Here is a 14,818-nt window from a genome sequence, read left to right on the forward strand (position 1 = left end):
GCAAAGAGGTGTAGCTGAGCCGCGGCGGCGGCTGTCTGGTCCGTCCGAGCCAGCGTGGGTAATGTGCCAGGCGGCGGAATGACCGGACTAGCAATAAGACCGGGCGGCAACGGTTGATTCCAGCCCGGATGAAGAAGGCGTCGCAACTGTTAGGCAGTACGGGGCTGGGCCGTGAAGAAAGGCGTCAGTGATGTAAGCGCGATCCTTGTTGCGGAATTGTCTCGCTGGGGCCGCTCGACGACGGATTTTCTCCACACTTTGCGCGAACTGGAAAGCTGGAAAGTGTCGGTCATCGCCATGAACGGCATGGCCTTCGACCTTTCATCGCCGCATGGGCGGATGCTGGCGACCTTGCACTCCGGTATTGCGGAATTCGAGCGTGATCGGTGAACGGGTCAAGTCTGGCCTAGCCGCAGCAAAAGCGCGCGGCAAGAAACTAGGCCGCCAAATCGGCGAACGCCCAAAATCGGACCGGCTTACACCGAAAGTCATGGCATTCGTCGAAGCGGGCCGCAGCTACCTTTGGATCGCTCGTGATTTTGGCATCAGCAAAAATACCGTGACTGAGATCGCAAAACGAAGGCGCGCGGAGAGTACATGAACAATCCAGACGTTAGGCATGTTAGCCGCTCGGTGCCATCTGTCCAATGCGCCCGTGTGCCGATCTTCTCTTGCGCCGGCGCCCCACCCATTGGTTGCGGTGAGAGCTTACTTTTGGATGCCGGTGGCTTGTGACCAGACAACCGCCCATTGCCCATTGCGCTTCTCATAGGCGTCGGTGTGCCAGTAGTCACTGAGGGGAACCTTGTGCCCGCCAAAGACCGGCTTGAGTTGAGCGCGATAGAGGATTATTGCGGCTTTGAGCGCTGCACCGAGACCCGAGAGGCCGTCACCAATCTGCGGCTTGTGCTGGATGTAGTTGTCGCCAGTGATTTAGCCGGTGAGCTTTTCCATATTGCCGTTGACCAGGATGCCCTCGACGAAACCCTTGACGAATTTCTTGTTCGCCTCTGTCTTCGAAATATCGACAGCCTCGGTGGGGCCGTCAGTCATGGTGCGATTCTGGGATTTGGACCAGCGGTTTCCTGCAGGTTGTCCCAATGCTCGACTATCTTGCCATTCTTGAAGCGGAAGATGTCGAAGCCGATCTTCAGTTCGAAGAAATTGTAATCCGTGTGGGCAAAGACGAGGTCGCCGACCTGAAACACCCACATTGTGTTCACTTTCGCGGATCCTTAGGGAAGAATTGCAAGCCGTTCGCCGAAGCCCTTCAGCCCGTCGGCTACGCCGAGATTATGCTGGAAGGTGAAGGCATTGATCAGCGTTCGGCTCGGCCTGACGTCAGTGGAACAGAACGACCTCTCCGCGGAAGTGGCGATCACGCCGCGTTCACTCCAGCGACGGCTTAAAGAAGAGGACACCTCTCTGCTCGCAATCCTGAAGGACTATCGAGAGCAGATGGCGACCGCGTATCTCGCACAAGGCAACATGACAGCCGAAGCAATATCCACCGCACTGGGTTATGCCGAGGCGACGGCGTTCTCACGCGCATTCAAATCCTGGACAGGCAGGAGTCCTTTTACATGAACCGCGCTGTGCCTTGAGTGGAATTATTTCTACTCCTGATCGTCCTCTGACGTATAACCGTCTGCTGGAACAAAGATCTGAGAGGGAAAGACAATTCACTTGCACGGAATAATCACATTTGTTCATCAGTAAGAATATAATTTTCTGCGATCTTTCGTCCAAACGCGCGATACCGGTGACCTTCGCTACTTAATCTTTGCTTAGAAGGACGAGAGCTAAGCTGTACACATCACTTTGCTTGACTTGCTCGTCCAAGCTCACCTTCGATCAGCGCTACGCTTGAGCCTGGTCGCCAAGACGTTGCGGATAGAGAAGCTCGAATGGATCCGCAAAACACCTGGCAACTTGGAAAGTATGTCCTTGTGAATGCGCTCAAACTCCCCGGCACTTGCGACTTCAACGCGCAGTAAATAATCCGACCCACCCGTCATCAGAAAGCACTCCTGGATTTCAGGATACCTTCGCACCGCTGCCTCGAAGCGATCGAGATGATCTTCTGTCTGCCGTTCCAGCGTGATGTTTATTATGACCGCAATCGTTGCAGAGGTGCTTCCGGTTTCCACGAGTGCTGTGTAGCCTCGGATAACGCCGCCCGCCTCCATCAGCTTGATGCGCCTCAGGGTTGCAGACGGAGATAGCCCAACTTCTGCAGCAAGGCTAGCGTTGCTCCTGCGTGCATCCACTCGAAGCAGCCGTAGAATATTTCGATCGATGGCATCGAGCGCTGTCATGGCACCTTCTTTAAAATATTAGCGGTTTATTTCAACAATTACCATCTTACGCAATAATCGGAAACACATTCATCAGAAATCCCGCGATTGTTTCAATAGGCTTTGACGAGTTCTGGAGGTTTCTTACATGCACGGCACATCGCGGATTGGAACGGACATCGCGAACATCGATTGGGGAGGTGCTTCCGGATACCTGACTATCGATCTGACAAAACTCGCCAAAAACTACGAGCGTCTAGCCGAAGAGGTTGCCCCGGCGCGCGCAGCGGCCGTTGTGAAGGCAGACGCCTATGGCCTCGGTGCTGTCCGTGTCGCCGAACGACTCTACGCCCATGGTTGCCGCCACTTCTTCGTAGCCCACTTCGTCGAAGCTCTTGCCCTGCGCCCCCATCTTACCGCTGACGCCACCGTCTTCGTGCTGAACGGCCTCCAGCCCGGCAACGAATTTGCCTGCGCGCACGACGGCATCGTACCGGTCATCAACGCGTTGGAGCAATGGCACCAATGGGCCGGCATGGCACAAACTCTCGGCCGCAAGCTTCCGACTGTCTTGCAGTTCGATACTGGAATGTCGCGCCTCGGCGTGCCACCGGAAGACCGCGCGGCCCTCGCCTATCTCGTCAAGGAGGAAGGTGGAATCGACGTGCTGTTCCTCATGAGCCACCTTGCCTCCGCCGACGATACGGACAGCACGCAGAACGACGACCAGCGCACCGCGATGAACAGCATCGCGGCGGAATTCCCGCAGTTTCCTGTCTGCTTCGCCAATTCGGGCGGCATCTTCCTGGGCGCTGACTATCACGGCGTCCTCGCCCGCCCCGGCATCGCACTCTATGGCGGCGCCCCGACCGCCGGCAGGCAAAACCCCATGGAGCCGGTTGTCAGCCTCGATATCGCCGTTGTGCAGACGCGCACCGTGGCCTCCGGCACGCGAGTGGGCTATAGCGGCGCGCATGTCACGACAGGCATTACCCGCCTTGCCACCATCGCGGCCGGCTATGCGGACGGCCTGCCGCGCAGCCTTTCGGGCCGGGGCGCCGTTTATTGCGACGGCATTCGTCTGCCGATAGTCGGCCGAGTCTCGATGGACAGCATCACCGTCGACGCCTCTGCCCTGCCGGAGGGCCGTCTCACACTCGGCGGCCGCGTAGAGATGCTGGGTCCGCACCAGACGCTGGAAGACGTCGCGCGCGACGCCGGTACGATTTCCTACGAGATCCTCACCGGTCTCGGCCATCGCTACGAGCGGCACTACCGCTAAACCTTCTCCTTCTTTTCCTGTGAGGATATCATGAAAGTCATCGTTCTCGGCGCCGGCATCGTCGGCGTCACGTCGGCCTACCAGCTTGCCAAGGCGGGACATGAGGTCACGGTCATCGACCGCCAGCCTGGCCCGGCGCTGGAGACGAGCTTCGCCAATGCCGGCGAGGTCTCCTTCGGCTACTGTTCACCCTGGGCTGCCCCCGGCATCCCGATGAAGGCGATGAAATGGTTGTTCATGCAGCATGCGCCGCTGATCCTGCGCCCCAAGGTCGACATGGCCATGCTGTCCTGGATGGCGCAGATGCTGCGCAACTGCACCGCCGCGCGCTATGCGCTCAACAAGAGCCGCATGCTGCGCCTTGCCGATTACAGCCGCATCTCGCTCGCCGCTCTGCGGGAGGAGACCGGCATTTCCTATGACGAGCGCATGCAGGGCACGCTGCAGCTCTTCCGCACCGAAGCCCAGCTCGACGCCTCCGCCAAGGACGTCAACGCGCTCGCCGCCGATGGCATTCCCTATGAAGTGCTCGATCCCGAAGGCTGCATCCGCGTCGAACCGGCGCTGAAGCACGTGCGCGACAAGATCGTCGGCGGCCTGCTGACGCCGAAGGACGAGACCGGCGACTGCTTCAAGTTCTCCAATGTGCTGGCCAAGAAGGCCGAGACGCTCGGTGTGCGCTTCAACTACGGCAGCATCATCCGCGGGCTCGATGTGGAGGGCGGCCGAGTGCGCGGCGTTGTCACTGCGCATGGCACGCTTCAAGCCGACGCCGTTGTCGTGGCGCTCGGCAGCTTCTCGCCGCTCCTCGTCCGGCCGCAGGACATCCGCCTGCCGGTCTATCCGGTCAAGGGCTATTCGCTGACGATCCCGATCACCGACGCCACGCGGGCGCCGGAATCGACCGTGATGGACGAGACATACAAGATCGCCATCACGAGGCTTGGCGACCGTATCCGCGTTGGTGGCATGGCGGAGATTTCCGGCTACACCAACGACCTCGGCGAACGGCGCCGCCTGACCCTCCAACATTCCGTTACCGACCTCTTCCCGGGCGGCGACGTGTCGAAGGCGAGCTTCTGGTCTGGCCTTCGCCCGATGACGCCGGACGGCACGCCAGTCATCGGTCCGACAAAGGTCAAGGGCCTCTATCTCAACACCGGGCACGGTACGTTGGGCTGGACAATGAGCTGCGGTTCTGCTCGCGTCATTACGGATCTTGTTTCCGGTCGCAAGCCGGAGATCGACGCCACAGACCTTGCCGTCGCACGTTACGCCTAATCGTATTCAACAGGAGACACGCCCATGCTTAAAGAAATCAACACCAACGAGGCGCCCGGGGCGGTAGGGCCCTTCTCGCAGGCGATCAAGGTCGGCAACCTGCTGTTCGTCTCAGGCAAATTGCCTATCGACCCTGCGACTGGCGAGTTCAACTCGGACGACGCGGCTGCCCAGGCCGATCAGTGTCTCAAGAACATCGCAGCGGTTGCATTTGCAGCAGGAACAAGCCTTGCAAACACTGTAAAGACGACTGTGCTCCTTACGGACCTTGGTAAATTCGGAGAGATTAACGCGGCGACCTTGTAGACAGAGTGTCCAACGGCACACCACGTGGTAGGAAAATCTTCGCCAAGACATAAAGTTGAGTGAAAGACAACGTTATGTTGCAGCTCGATCGCGTGAAGTTGCGATCTTTGAACGAGGTTTGGCGGATATGTAAAAATCGACCGTGCCGTAGCGCACCTATGCCCGCCTGGCCCGGGGATCGTATTTGGCTAATCGAGCCAGTAGGTAATCTACCTCCGCCTTGCCAGCCCCGCTAAGGGCCCCGCCCGGTTTGCGCTGGGTGTCGTGAGCAATAGCGCCGCGCTTTTGGAGGACGTATTTTCTCACAGCCAAGCCGATGTTTTGCTGTTGCTCATAGCGAAGGAGCGGCAGATGAGCACCAAAGAGGTCATGAGCCAAATCACGCTCGCCGCTCTGTTGAAGGCGGACGAGATCAGTAAGCATATCTGGGAAGGCGTACCCCGTCATCGCACCATCCGCTCCACGTTCTCCTTCGAAATCGAGAAAAAGACCACCGTTTCCGCAAAGGATCGAAATATCGCGCATCTCACCCTTCTTCTGGAGTGCACGAAGTGTCGAGATCTTCTCCAGCCCCGGCCAGTCCTCGTGCTTTAGCATCACGCAGGAGGAGTGATTGTTTACAATGGTACGGATAACGTTTGTGCTCATAACAACGTTTAGAATGAGTGGGTAATCTTGAATAGCGAATGGGACGTCGGTCCCGATCGCTTCGACTGCCTGCGAATAATAGGTCACGATTTGATCATCGGTGCGGAGGGTCGAAGGCGGAGCGATCATCACCCCTGCTGCACCGAGTTCCATCGCACTTTTTGCTAGCGACCTCATGGCGGCCAGACCGGGTGCGGAGACACCAACAATAACTGGCACTGTGGCGCGGGCTATCACTTGGCGCGCAACGGCTATCGACTCCTCAGGTTCCAATTTGTGCGCCTCGCCCATAATACCGAGAATCGTAAGTCCGGAGACACCTGCAGCTAAATAAAAGTCAGTAAGCCTTTCGAGAGAGACGAGATCTAAACTGCCATCCGGATGGAAGGGAGTTGCCGCGATCGCAAAGACGCCTTTTGCCGTATGGTCGAGTAGCACAAGAACCTCCTTCTAGACGGCGAGGACGCTCTGAAATGTTCGTCCGCCCAAGTAAACAAAACGAGACGCCGTGCCGATGGGGTGACACGACGCCGCAAGGTAAGTGTTCGCTAGATTACAGGAGAGGGCAATCCGACGCTCACCAGTGTCATTGTCAGTTGCCCGACTGATTCTTCCACTCTTCGTAGCGAGCTTTGTTTTCGGCGTTTGCGGGATATAGGCCCGGCAAAGCGGCACCGTTGTTGACTTCCTGCATAATCCAGCCTTCGAGGCGTTCCTGTTCGGGAGCGAGCTCGAGGATGTCGTCAATCAAGGCCGCCGGGATCACGACGCCACCATCGTTATCAATCACGATAATGTCGTTCGGGAAGACGGCAACTCCACCGCAGCCGACTGGCTGGTCCCAGTCCACGAAAGTAAGCCCTGCCACCGACGGCGGAGCTGCTACGCCCGCACACCACACGGGCAGGCCTGTGCCGAGCACGCCATCCAGATCTCGTACGACGCCGTCAGTTACGAGAGCCGCAACATTTTTCTTTGCCATACGGGCGCACAGGATATCTCCGAAGATACCAGCATCGGTGATGCCCATAGCGTCCACGACGGCAATGCAGCCATCCGGCATCGCCTCGATTGCGGCCCGCGTGGATTTTGGAGACGACCAAGACTCTGGCGTGGCGAGATCTTCACGTGCGGGAACGAACCGTAGCGTGAACGCACGGCCGATGATGCGCCCCTGCCCGGGCTTGATCGGCAATGCGCCGCGCATCCAGACGTTGCGTAGTCCCTTCTTCAACAGGATAGTCGTCAGGGTTGCGGTTGTGACACCCGCCAGGATACTTCTTATTTCTGCGTCGGTAGCCATTGGTTTGCCTTTCAAAATGTTGGTTTGTCAGATGCTTGCGATCATGCCGCCATCGACGCGGATAACGCTTCCGGTGATGAAAGATGCGCGGGCGCTCGCAAGGAAGGCGACCACGTCGCCGTATTCCTGAGGTTTGCCGTACCGACCAACCGGGATGGAGCCTGTGCTTTCCGTTGCAACATCTTCCACTGATCGACCTTCCCGTTTCGCCTTTTGCTCATCCAAGAACATGATCCGCGCAGTCGCAATGCGGCCTGGAAGGACGATGTTCGATGTGATTCCAGCTCCACCGACTTCTTTCGCAAGCGTTTTCGACCAGCCCACCAGAGTGGAGCGGAGCGCGTTCGACAGGCCCAGATTAGGGATCGGAGCAACGACGCCGGAGGACGTCGATGTGATGATGCGGCCCCACCCGGCGCTTCGCATGTTGGGGAGCACCCTGTCGGTCAGCGCGATTACAGAAAGGACCATCGACTGAAAGAACTTAGACCACAGCTCGGGAGACTGGCCAGAAACCGCTGTCGGTGGGGGTCCACCTGTGTTGTTCACCAAGATCGCGACATTTCCATATACACCCTCGATCCGCGCGACGTTGCTCTCGATCACCGCGAGATCGCTGATGTCCCACGTTAGGGCGAATGCGTCCCCACCCACAGATTTGATTTCGGCAACGGTCTTTTCCGCCGCGTCGAGATCAATATCCGCCACGACGACTTTTGCACCCTCAGCTGCCAAAGTTTGCGCGATGGCTCCGCCCAGACCGCCGCCGGCACCCAAGACCAGGGCGCATTTTCCGTTAATTCCCAAATCCATTTTATTCAGTCCTCACTGTGTTTATCGTAGGGACGAGCATGCGTCGCCAATTCGTGCGCACGCTGCCTGAAGGCGCTCAGTCGAAGTTGCAAACGAGATCCGGAAATAGGGCCCAAGGCCGAACGCGGAGCCGGGAACGACTGCTACGCCGACCGATTCCAGCAAGTAGGTCGCGAAACCCACGTCACTTTCGATTAGATTGCCATTGGGCTGCCTTTTGCCGATAACTCCGGCGCAGGACGGGAACAGGTAGAACGCGCCATCCGGCGTGCGGCAGGTCAGGCCGTCAGTCGAATTGAAAGCAGAAAGACATAAATCGCGACGTTCCTGGAAAACGACATTCCGCTCAGCAAGGAAATCGAGGGGACCTGTAAGAGCGGCGACAGCCGCTGCTTGTGAAACCGAACTCGGATTGGTCGTGCTTTGCGACTGGATCGTCGCCATTGCCTTGATCAATTCAGCGGGGCCGCCCGCATAGCCGATACGCCAACCTGTCATCGCATAAGCTTTGGAAACGCCATTGCAAGTGAGAACACGCTCGCGCAAACGAGGCTCAACCGCGGCGATCGTGCTGAAATCCCAGCCGTCGTACCGAATGTGCTCGTACATGTCGTCGGTCAGCACGAGAACACGTGGGTGGCGCAGGAGAACTTCTGCAATCGCCTTGAGTTCGCGGGCGGAGTACCCTGCCCCCGTCGGATTGCTAGGCGAGTTGAGAACCAGCCATTTCGTCCGTTCAGTGATCGCACTCTCCAGGGCGGCAGCGGTAAGCTTGAACCCGCAATCTTCACCGCAGGCGACAATGACAGGCACACCGCCGGTGAGCAGAACCATGTCGGGATATGACACCCAATAGGGCGCTGGAATGATGACTTCATCGCCTTCGTCCAGCGTTGCTGTGAACGCGTTGAAGATTACCTGCTTGCCGCCGGTTCCGACGGAAATACTAGTGGTCTCATATTCCAGGCTGTTCTCTCGCTTGAATTTCTGAACAATCGCCCGCTTGAGTTCCGGCGTTCCGTCAACGTCGGTGTATTTCGTGACACCGTCGTCGATTGCCTTCTTCGCGGCCGCCTTGATGTGATCTGGCGTATCGAAATCCGGCTCGCCTTGGGACAGGGCGATGATGTCGGCTCCACTGCGACGAAGTTCAGCCGCCAAACGCGTGATGGCAATTGTCGGCGAAGGTTTTACTGTCCTTAATCGCTGGGAGAGACTGGTTGGCTCAAATCGCATTGTCATCGCTGGTCCTATTTGTCCTCAGTTTCAGCAGGAATATTGACACGCACTCCAACGTAAGAAAACATGCGCTTTCATGTGTTTGAGATGCAGAAAGTCTAAACAATGGAAACGCGGTTCTTGAAGACGCTACTCTCGGTGATGGACTCTAACTCCATCGCTGCTGCCGCGCGAAAGGAAAACCTCACACCCTCCGCGGTCGTTCAGCGGCTGCGGGCGTTAGAGGATGAGATTGGCGCAGCGTTGGTCAGGAGAGCTGGTCATTCGATGCGAGCCACTGAAGCAGGAACCGCCGTTGTCGATGCAGCCAGGCGCATCGTCGAAATGGCGGAAAGCCTGCCTGGCCTAGCGAACCAGAATGAAGAGATTGGCCGGGTTCGCGTCGGCATCATCCACTCGATGACTACCGGACTCCTTCCGGAAATCCTCACCTCTATGAAGGAGAAGCGGCCCGGGATACAGGTCGACGTGCAGCCCGGACAGTCGTCGGATTTGTTTCAGAGAATGATCGACGGCAACCTTGACGCGGCAATATTGGTAGAGCCCCCATTTGCCATTCCCAAAGAGTTTACATGGCATGAGCTTCGTAAAGATCCCCTCGTCCTTCTGTGCAGTAGTGATGAAGCCGAGAACGATCCAATCGCGCTTCTGAAGCACGCCCCATTCATCCGTTATGACCGAAAGCACTGGGGCGGACGATCGGCGGAAACGTACCTGAGACGGTTGAAAATCAACCTTCAAGAGAAATACGAACTTGATTCACTCGAGGCGATCGCCGTACTGGTGAACAGGGGCTTGGGGGTATCGCTGGTGCCTGACTGGCTGCCGCCATGGCCGGAGGGGCTGTCCTTACGAAAAATATCCTTGGACGGAGCACCCTTTCGAGGCGTGGGTATAATTTTTCCGAGATTGACGACGAACGAACGCCTTGTGAAAGCCTTTGCAGAGGAGGCTCGCGCAGCTGCAAAACTGAAAAACGTCGCTTAGTCGACTAGCGTGACCTGGTTAATTTATCTGGAACGCTATTCATCATCAGTACCTCTGCTCCCACGACACAGTTTCTGCCGTGGCCCAATGTACCAAGTTGAGCACGGCCGAACCACGTTGAAGCCCAGAGAAGGTATTATTTCTTCAGGCCGTTAATTATAGCCATATTGGCATACAAGCGCTTCGTCATCGCGTTCATGTCGCCCATGAGTGGATAGGCCTGCTCAAGAAAGCGACGATATGAGCCCACTCCTCTGTGCTTCTCGAAGATTGGTATGTAGCCGGGCGTCGCGGTCCACGCCGAAAGCGATTGCGGCGAACACTCGCAGTGGAACTGGGTACTGACTGCATGCGTGCCAACAGCCATGATCTGCACCCGTCAACGCGGACGACGCCAATACTTCGGCCGCGTCAGGAACTCTCGTTACTTCCGCCATGAACGAACTGCAGCTATACTCCGTCGACGATCCGGTCGGCCAGCAGGGCTATCGCACACTAATCGCCGGCCCGGAACATCCGCCCTATCGCCAATTCATTCCAGCACCCGGCCATGGACTGGGCTTCAACGAACTTAAGGTGATCGAGTGCCACGAGCTGCTAATGGCGATTGGTGGGGACATGAATGCAAACGTGAGCGACTTTGATAAAGGCTTGGAGATCGAACAAGTCGTGCACGCCATGGCCCGGTCGGCAGAAGCTCAGTGTTGGGTCGACGTCTGATGCAAACGGCGCAATGGCTCACTTAAATGTGTCCAATCGACCTACTCATTTAGAGATTTGGCGCCCTGGAACGACGGCAGGATCTGCATGTAGCGGGCCAGCACGATGAGTTCCGTGCCGGTTTGCTCGACCACGGCCATGATGCGGGCTTCGGCCCGTGACTCATTGGCCTTGGTGACCGGGATGTGGTGGAGCGGAATATCGTGATTGACGAGATCTTCTTATGTTGAGTCAGCGCTGATTGATCAGCCAATCGGCAAAAATGCGCGCCAGTCGCCTTTGGCTGCCCGATTTGGGATAAGCGACGTAGTGGCCGATGTATCGATTGTCTCGGAATTTGCCGGCAAACGGATTCACCAATCTTCCACTCTCTAGCTCTCTCCTAGCGAGGACGTTCGATTCAAGCGTTATGCCAACGCTATTGGCTGCCGCGTCTATCGCCAGGAAACTTCTGTCGAAGCTGATCGATGGCGCGGGCGGAGGGCCAAGATCGTTGATTTCGAACCAGTCGATCCACTGAATCCGTTTCAAATCGCTCCGGATGAGAGGCAGGCGGAAGAGGTCCCTCGGAGATTTGATCTGCGCCGCCATCTCTGGCGAGCAGAGCGGGGCAATGATTTCCTCCGACAGCGGAATGACTATCAGGTCTTCGCGGTTGAGAGGCTCCCCGTAAACAACATCGGCATCGAAGAGCCCGTCGACGAAACGGGCATAGTTCGTGCTGGCCGCAACCCTCACCTCCACGCCCGGGTTTTCTTTCAGGAACTGCGGCAATCGCGGCGAGAGGACCTGTGCGGCAAAACTCGGCGCACAATGGAGACGCAGGAGCTGCGCCTTATTCGATGAAATTTGCTCAACACCTCTGCGCAGTTCCTCGAAGGCATTCGAGGCATGCGTCAAGAGCGTCTGGCCAGCAAATGTCAGCTTGACACTGCGCGTGCTGCGTTCGAACAGCGCGACACCCAGGTCTCTCTCTAGCCTGAAAATCGCGTGACTTATGGCACTTGGCGACAGATTCAGTTCCTCGGCAGCGGACCGGAATGTTCCGAGCCGCGCGGCGGATTCGAAAATACGCATGGCGGATAGTGATGTCATGTGCAGCATCGGATTAGTGAATCACAGTCACCTACCGATGTAAACTTGGCGTTTGTCGAACATGCCCCTTTCAGCCACAAATTCCAGCAGCAGCCTTCATCCGCTGCCGGAACATCAACCAGATGCTTTGAGGAAGGCATTGGGAGGAGACATAGATGCTACTGAAGGGGAAGACCGCGGTCATTTCTGGCGCGGCGAGCAAACGCGGCATTGGCCGTGCGACTGCAGAACTGTTTGCAGAACATGGAGCGCGTCTCGCCATACTGGATCTTGATGGTGAATCCGCGAAGGAAGCGGCCCAGACTTTGCCGGTGAATGACCAGGGCAGCCACATCGGCCTTCGCTGCGACGTTTCGAACAAGGCTGAATGCGATTCGGCCGCCCAAGCGGTCGTATCGGCATTCGGCAAGGTTGACGTGCTGATCAACAATGCGGGCATCACCCAGCCGGTCAAGACGCTCGACATCACAGAGGCCGACTGGCATCGCATTGTTGACGTCAACATGACTGGCATCCTGTTTCTCAGCCAGGCTTTCATTCCCAATATGCGCGACAATGGCGGCGGCTCCATTGCCTGCATTTCCTCGGTTTCTGCACAACGCGGCGGCGGCATCTTTGGTGGCCCCCATTATTCGGCGGCCAAGGCAGGCGTGCTCGGACTTGCCAAGGCGATGGCCCGCGAGTTCGGCCCGGTCGGCATCCGCGTGAATTCCGTGACCCCCGGCCTGATCCAGACGGACATCACGGGCGGAAAGCTGACCGACGAGATGCGAACCGACATCATCAAGGGCATTCCCTTAAGCCGGCTAGGCGACGCGCGCGATGTTGCGAACATCTACCTGTTTCTGGCCTCCGACCTCTCTGCCTACGTCACCGGTGCGGTGATCGACGTCAATGGCGGCATGCTGATCCACTGATAGAGCGCAGGCTCGCCACAGGAGAATTCAATGACCCAGATCGGTCACAATGTAAGCCTGCCGGAACGGGCGCGACGCATCCGCCGCCACGCCTTGCGGATGGGCGAAGTCCAAGGCCAGGGTTACATCGCTCAGGCTCTCGGCATCGCGGATGTTCTCGCGGTATCCTATTTCCACGCCACGCATTATCGGCCGGACGATCCCGAATGGGAAGGACGCGACCGCTTTCTTCTGTCGATCGGGCATTATGCGATCGCGCTTTACGCCGCCCTGATCGAAGCAAAAATCATTCCTGAGGATGAACTGGAAACTTACGGTACGGACGACAGTCGCCTGCCCATGTCCGGAATGGCTGCCTACACGCCCGGCATGGAAATCACCGGCGGGTCGCTCGGCCATGGACTCGGAATTGCTGTCGGCATGTGCCTCGGGCTGAAGCGTAAGAAGTCCGCATCCTTTGTCTACAACCTGTTTTCCGATGGCGAACTGGATGAAGGATCGACCTGGGAAGCGGCGATGTCGGCGGGCTCCTACAAGCTCGACAACCTGATCGCGATCGTCGACGTCAATCAGATGCAAGCGGACGGCCCGTCCCTTGGCGTCATGAACTTCGAGCCGCTTGTCGCCAAGTTCGAAGCGTTCGGCTGGTTCACGCAGCGGGTCGATGGCAACGACATCGAAGCCGTGGTCCGGGCATTCGATGCCGCGCGAAGCCATCCCGAGGCCCGACCCCGCATGATCATCTGCGATACGAAGATGGCAAAGGGCGTACCGTTCCTCGAAGCAAGAGAACGCAATCACTTCCTGCGGGTCGAACCGCATGAATGGGCCGAGGCTCTCAGGATCATCGATGCGGGAGGGACGGCATGAGACGCTCGAAATATAGTCGTCCGGATTTCCTGACGCAGGGCGAAGATCGCCCCAGGCTGACGACATCGGCGATGATTGCGTCGATCGCCGGACCCGATCAGCCAACCAGACCTGCACCGTTCGGCCATGCGCTGGCAGCGCTGGCGCAAACGGACGACCGTATCGTCGGCATGTCAGCCGATCTCGCAAAATACACGGATCTGCATGTCTTCAGATCCGCGCATCCGGATCGCTTTTACCAGATGGGCATGGCCGAACAGCTGCTGATGATGGCTGCCGCCGGAATGGCGCGCGAAGGTTTCCAGCCCTGGGTGACTACCTATGCCGTCTTCGCGTCGCGCCGGGCTTACGACTTCATTTGCCTTGCGATCGCCGAGGAAATGCTCGACGTCAAGATTGTCTGTGCATTGCCGGGCCTGACGACGGGCTATGGCCCAAGCCATCAGGCAACCGAAGACCTGGCCATGTTCCGCGGCATGCCGAACCTGACGATCATCGACCCCTGCGACGCCTTGGAAATCGAACAGGCGGTGCCTGCGATCGCGGCCCACAAGGGCCCGGTCTACATGCGTCTTCTGCGCGGGAACGTGCCGCTGGTCCTCGACGAGTACGGCTATACGTTCGAGCTGGGTAAGGCAAAGCTGCTTCGCGGCGGTCGCGACACGCTGGTCATCTCGACCGGCCTCATGACGATGCGTGCGCTGGAGGCCGCAAAGGCGCTTCAAAAGGACGGCGTGGACGTGGCCGTCCTGCACGTTCCGACAATCAAGCCGCTCGACGAGCAGGCCATTCTCGCCGAATGCCGGAAACAAAACCGCCTCGTCGTGGTCGCGGAGAACCATACCGTCATCGGCGGGCTCGGAGAAGCGGTGGCGGCAACCCTCATGCGATCGGATGTCAGGCCGGCCGGCTTCAGGCAGATCGGTCTGCCTGACGAATTCCTCGACGCAGGCGCCCTGCCCACGCTCCATGATCGATACGGCCTTTCCACGAACAGCATCGCAGCGTCGATCCGGCGCTGGCTGGACGCATGACAATCGATACCCGGTCCTGAAGGGAG

The 14,818-nt window shown here is 58.0% G+C and carries 18 protein-coding genes and 2 pseudogenes; 11 read left to right on the top strand and 9 right to left on the bottom strand.

The window, feature by feature from the left end; genetic code table 11:
* The first annotated feature begins 171 nt into the window (after positions 1-171).
* Both A3AY_RS40570 and A3AY_RS40575 read left to right on the top strand, forming a co-directional pair.
* Positions 172-390 (top strand): recombinase family protein, encoded by a 219-nt coding sequence (locus A3AY_RS40570; RefSeq protein WP_245275921.1) that lies wholly within the window; start codon positions 172-174, stop codon positions 388-390.
* Complete coding sequence (locus A3AY_RS40575; protein ID WP_234913206.1) at positions 380-601, top strand: hypothetical protein; 222 nt, start codon at positions 380-382, stop codon at positions 599-601. Before A3AY_RS40570 ends, A3AY_RS40575 begins: the two co-directional genes overlap by 11 nt.
* 448 nt (positions 602-1,049) lie before the next feature.
* On the opposite strand, the gene A3AY_RS40130 is transcribed toward A3AY_RS40575, so the two are convergent.
* The gene (locus A3AY_RS40130; protein ID WP_210163016.1) at positions 1,050-1,223 is read right to left on the bottom strand and encodes a hypothetical protein; all 174 of its coding nucleotides are present in this window, start codon (positions 1,221-1,223) and stop codon (positions 1,050-1,052) included.
* Positions 1,224-1,314: 91 nt separating this feature from the next.
* Here A3AY_RS40130 and A3AY_RS37870 point away from each other — a divergent pair, with 91 nt between their 5' ends.
* Positions 1,315-1,587, top strand: a complete 273-nt coding sequence (locus A3AY_RS37870) for a helix-turn-helix domain-containing protein (protein WP_018326342.1) — start codon at positions 1,315-1,317, stop codon at positions 1,585-1,587.
* A gap of 257 nt (positions 1,588-1,844) precedes the next feature.
* Here A3AY_RS37870 and A3AY_RS0114280 read toward each other — a convergent pair whose 3' ends face one another.
* Positions 1,845-2,318, bottom strand: a complete 474-nt coding sequence (locus A3AY_RS0114280; protein WP_018326343.1) for an Lrp/AsnC family transcriptional regulator — start codon at positions 2,316-2,318, stop codon at positions 1,845-1,847.
* Positions 2,319-2,445: 127 nt separating this feature from the next.
* On the opposite strand from A3AY_RS0114280, the gene alr reads away from it, so the two are divergent.
* The 3 genes and pseudogenes from alr to A3AY_RS35310 form a co-directional block, all read left to right on the top strand.
* Complete coding sequence (alr, locus tag A3AY_RS0114285) at positions 2,446-3,579, top strand: alanine racemase (protein WP_018326344.1); 1,134 nt, start codon at positions 2,446-2,448, stop codon at positions 3,577-3,579.
* Positions 3,580-3,609: 30 nt separating this feature from the next.
* A complete protein-coding gene (locus tag A3AY_RS0114290; protein WP_018326345.1) occupies positions 3,610-4,860 on the top strand; it encodes a D-amino acid dehydrogenase in 1,251 nt (416 codons plus the stop codon).
* A 24-nt stretch (positions 4,861-4,884) separates the two neighbouring features.
* Positions 4,885-5,151: pseudogene (locus A3AY_RS35310) on the top strand (Rid family hydrolase); the annotation flags it as partial.
* 171 nt (positions 5,152-5,322) lie between these two features.
* On the opposite strand, the gene A3AY_RS0114300 reads toward A3AY_RS35310, so the two are convergent.
* From A3AY_RS0114300 to A3AY_RS0114315, 4 genes are all read right to left on the bottom strand, one after another.
* Entirely contained in the window at positions 5,323-6,252 is a 930-nt protein-coding gene (locus tag A3AY_RS0114300) for a dihydrodipicolinate synthase family protein (protein WP_018326347.1), read from the bottom strand.
* A 154-nt stretch (positions 6,253-6,406) separates the two neighbouring features.
* Positions 6,407-7,117, bottom strand: a complete 711-nt coding sequence (locus A3AY_RS0114305) for a ribonuclease activity regulator RraA (RefSeq protein WP_018326348.1) — start codon at positions 7,115-7,117, stop codon at positions 6,407-6,409.
* A 27-nt stretch (positions 7,118-7,144) separates the two neighbouring features.
* A complete protein-coding gene (locus A3AY_RS0114310; protein ID WP_026203435.1) occupies positions 7,145-7,930 on the bottom strand; it encodes an SDR family oxidoreductase in 786 nt (261 codons plus the stop codon).
* Positions 7,931-7,951: 21 nt separating this feature from the next.
* On the bottom strand, positions 7,952-9,172 hold the full coding sequence (locus tag A3AY_RS0114315; protein ID WP_083925972.1) for a pyridoxal phosphate-dependent aminotransferase: 1,221 nt from the start codon (positions 9,170-9,172) through the stop codon (positions 7,952-7,954).
* Between the two features lie 117 nt (positions 9,173-9,289).
* On the opposite strand from A3AY_RS0114315, the gene A3AY_RS0114320 reads away from it, so the two are divergent.
* A complete protein-coding gene (locus tag A3AY_RS0114320) occupies positions 9,290-10,156 on the top strand; it encodes a LysR family transcriptional regulator (RefSeq protein WP_162709267.1) in 867 nt (288 codons plus the stop codon).
* Between the two features lie 136 nt (positions 10,157-10,292).
* Here A3AY_RS0114320 and A3AY_RS0114325 read toward each other — a convergent pair whose 3' ends face one another.
* On the bottom strand, positions 10,293-10,523 hold the full coding sequence (locus A3AY_RS0114325; protein ID WP_018326352.1) for a hypothetical protein: 231 nt from the start codon (positions 10,521-10,523) through the stop codon (positions 10,293-10,295).
* A 68-nt stretch (positions 10,524-10,591) separates the two neighbouring features.
* Here A3AY_RS0114325 and A3AY_RS0114330 point away from each other — a divergent pair, with 68 nt between their 5' ends.
* Positions 10,592-10,876: a hypothetical protein gene (locus A3AY_RS0114330; protein WP_018326353.1), complete on the top strand. Its 285-nt coding sequence runs from the start codon at positions 10,592-10,594 to the stop codon at positions 10,874-10,876.
* 77 nt (positions 10,877-10,953) lie between these two features.
* On the opposite strand, the pseudogene purU reads toward A3AY_RS0114330, so the two are convergent.
* Both purU and A3AY_RS0114340 read right to left on the bottom strand, forming a co-directional pair.
* A pseudogene (gene purU / locus A3AY_RS39170) lies at positions 10,954-11,091 on the bottom strand (formyltetrahydrofolate deformylase); the annotation flags it as partial.
* A 16-nt stretch (positions 11,092-11,107) separates the two neighbouring features.
* On the bottom strand, positions 11,108-11,980 hold the full coding sequence (locus A3AY_RS0114340; protein ID WP_026203437.1) for a LysR substrate-binding domain-containing protein: 873 nt from the start codon (positions 11,978-11,980) through the stop codon (positions 11,108-11,110).
* 146 nt (positions 11,981-12,126) lie between these two features.
* On the opposite strand from A3AY_RS0114340, the gene A3AY_RS0114345 reads away from it, so the two are divergent.
* The 3 genes from A3AY_RS0114345 to A3AY_RS0114355 are packed head-to-tail and all read left to right on the top strand — an operon-like array spanning position 12,127 to position 14,792.
* On the top strand, positions 12,127-12,888 hold the full coding sequence (locus A3AY_RS0114345; protein ID WP_018326356.1) for an SDR family NAD(P)-dependent oxidoreductase: 762 nt from the start codon (positions 12,127-12,129) through the stop codon (positions 12,886-12,888).
* A gap of 30 nt (positions 12,889-12,918) precedes the next feature.
* Complete coding sequence (locus tag A3AY_RS0114350; RefSeq protein WP_018326357.1) at positions 12,919-13,758, top strand: transketolase; 840 nt, start codon at positions 12,919-12,921, stop codon at positions 13,756-13,758.
* The gene (locus tag A3AY_RS0114355) at positions 13,755-14,792 is read left to right on the top strand and encodes a transketolase family protein (protein ID WP_018326358.1); all 1,038 of its coding nucleotides are present in this window, start codon (positions 13,755-13,757) and stop codon (positions 14,790-14,792) included. Before A3AY_RS0114350 ends, A3AY_RS0114355 begins: the two co-directional genes overlap by 4 nt.
* The last annotated feature ends 26 nt before the right edge of the window (positions 14,793-14,818 follow it).

Origin of the sequence: Rhizobium giardinii bv. giardinii H152, assembly GCF_000379605.1 — a bacterium.
GTDB lineage: Bacteria > Pseudomonadota > Alphaproteobacteria > Rhizobiales > Rhizobiaceae > Pararhizobium > Pararhizobium giardinii.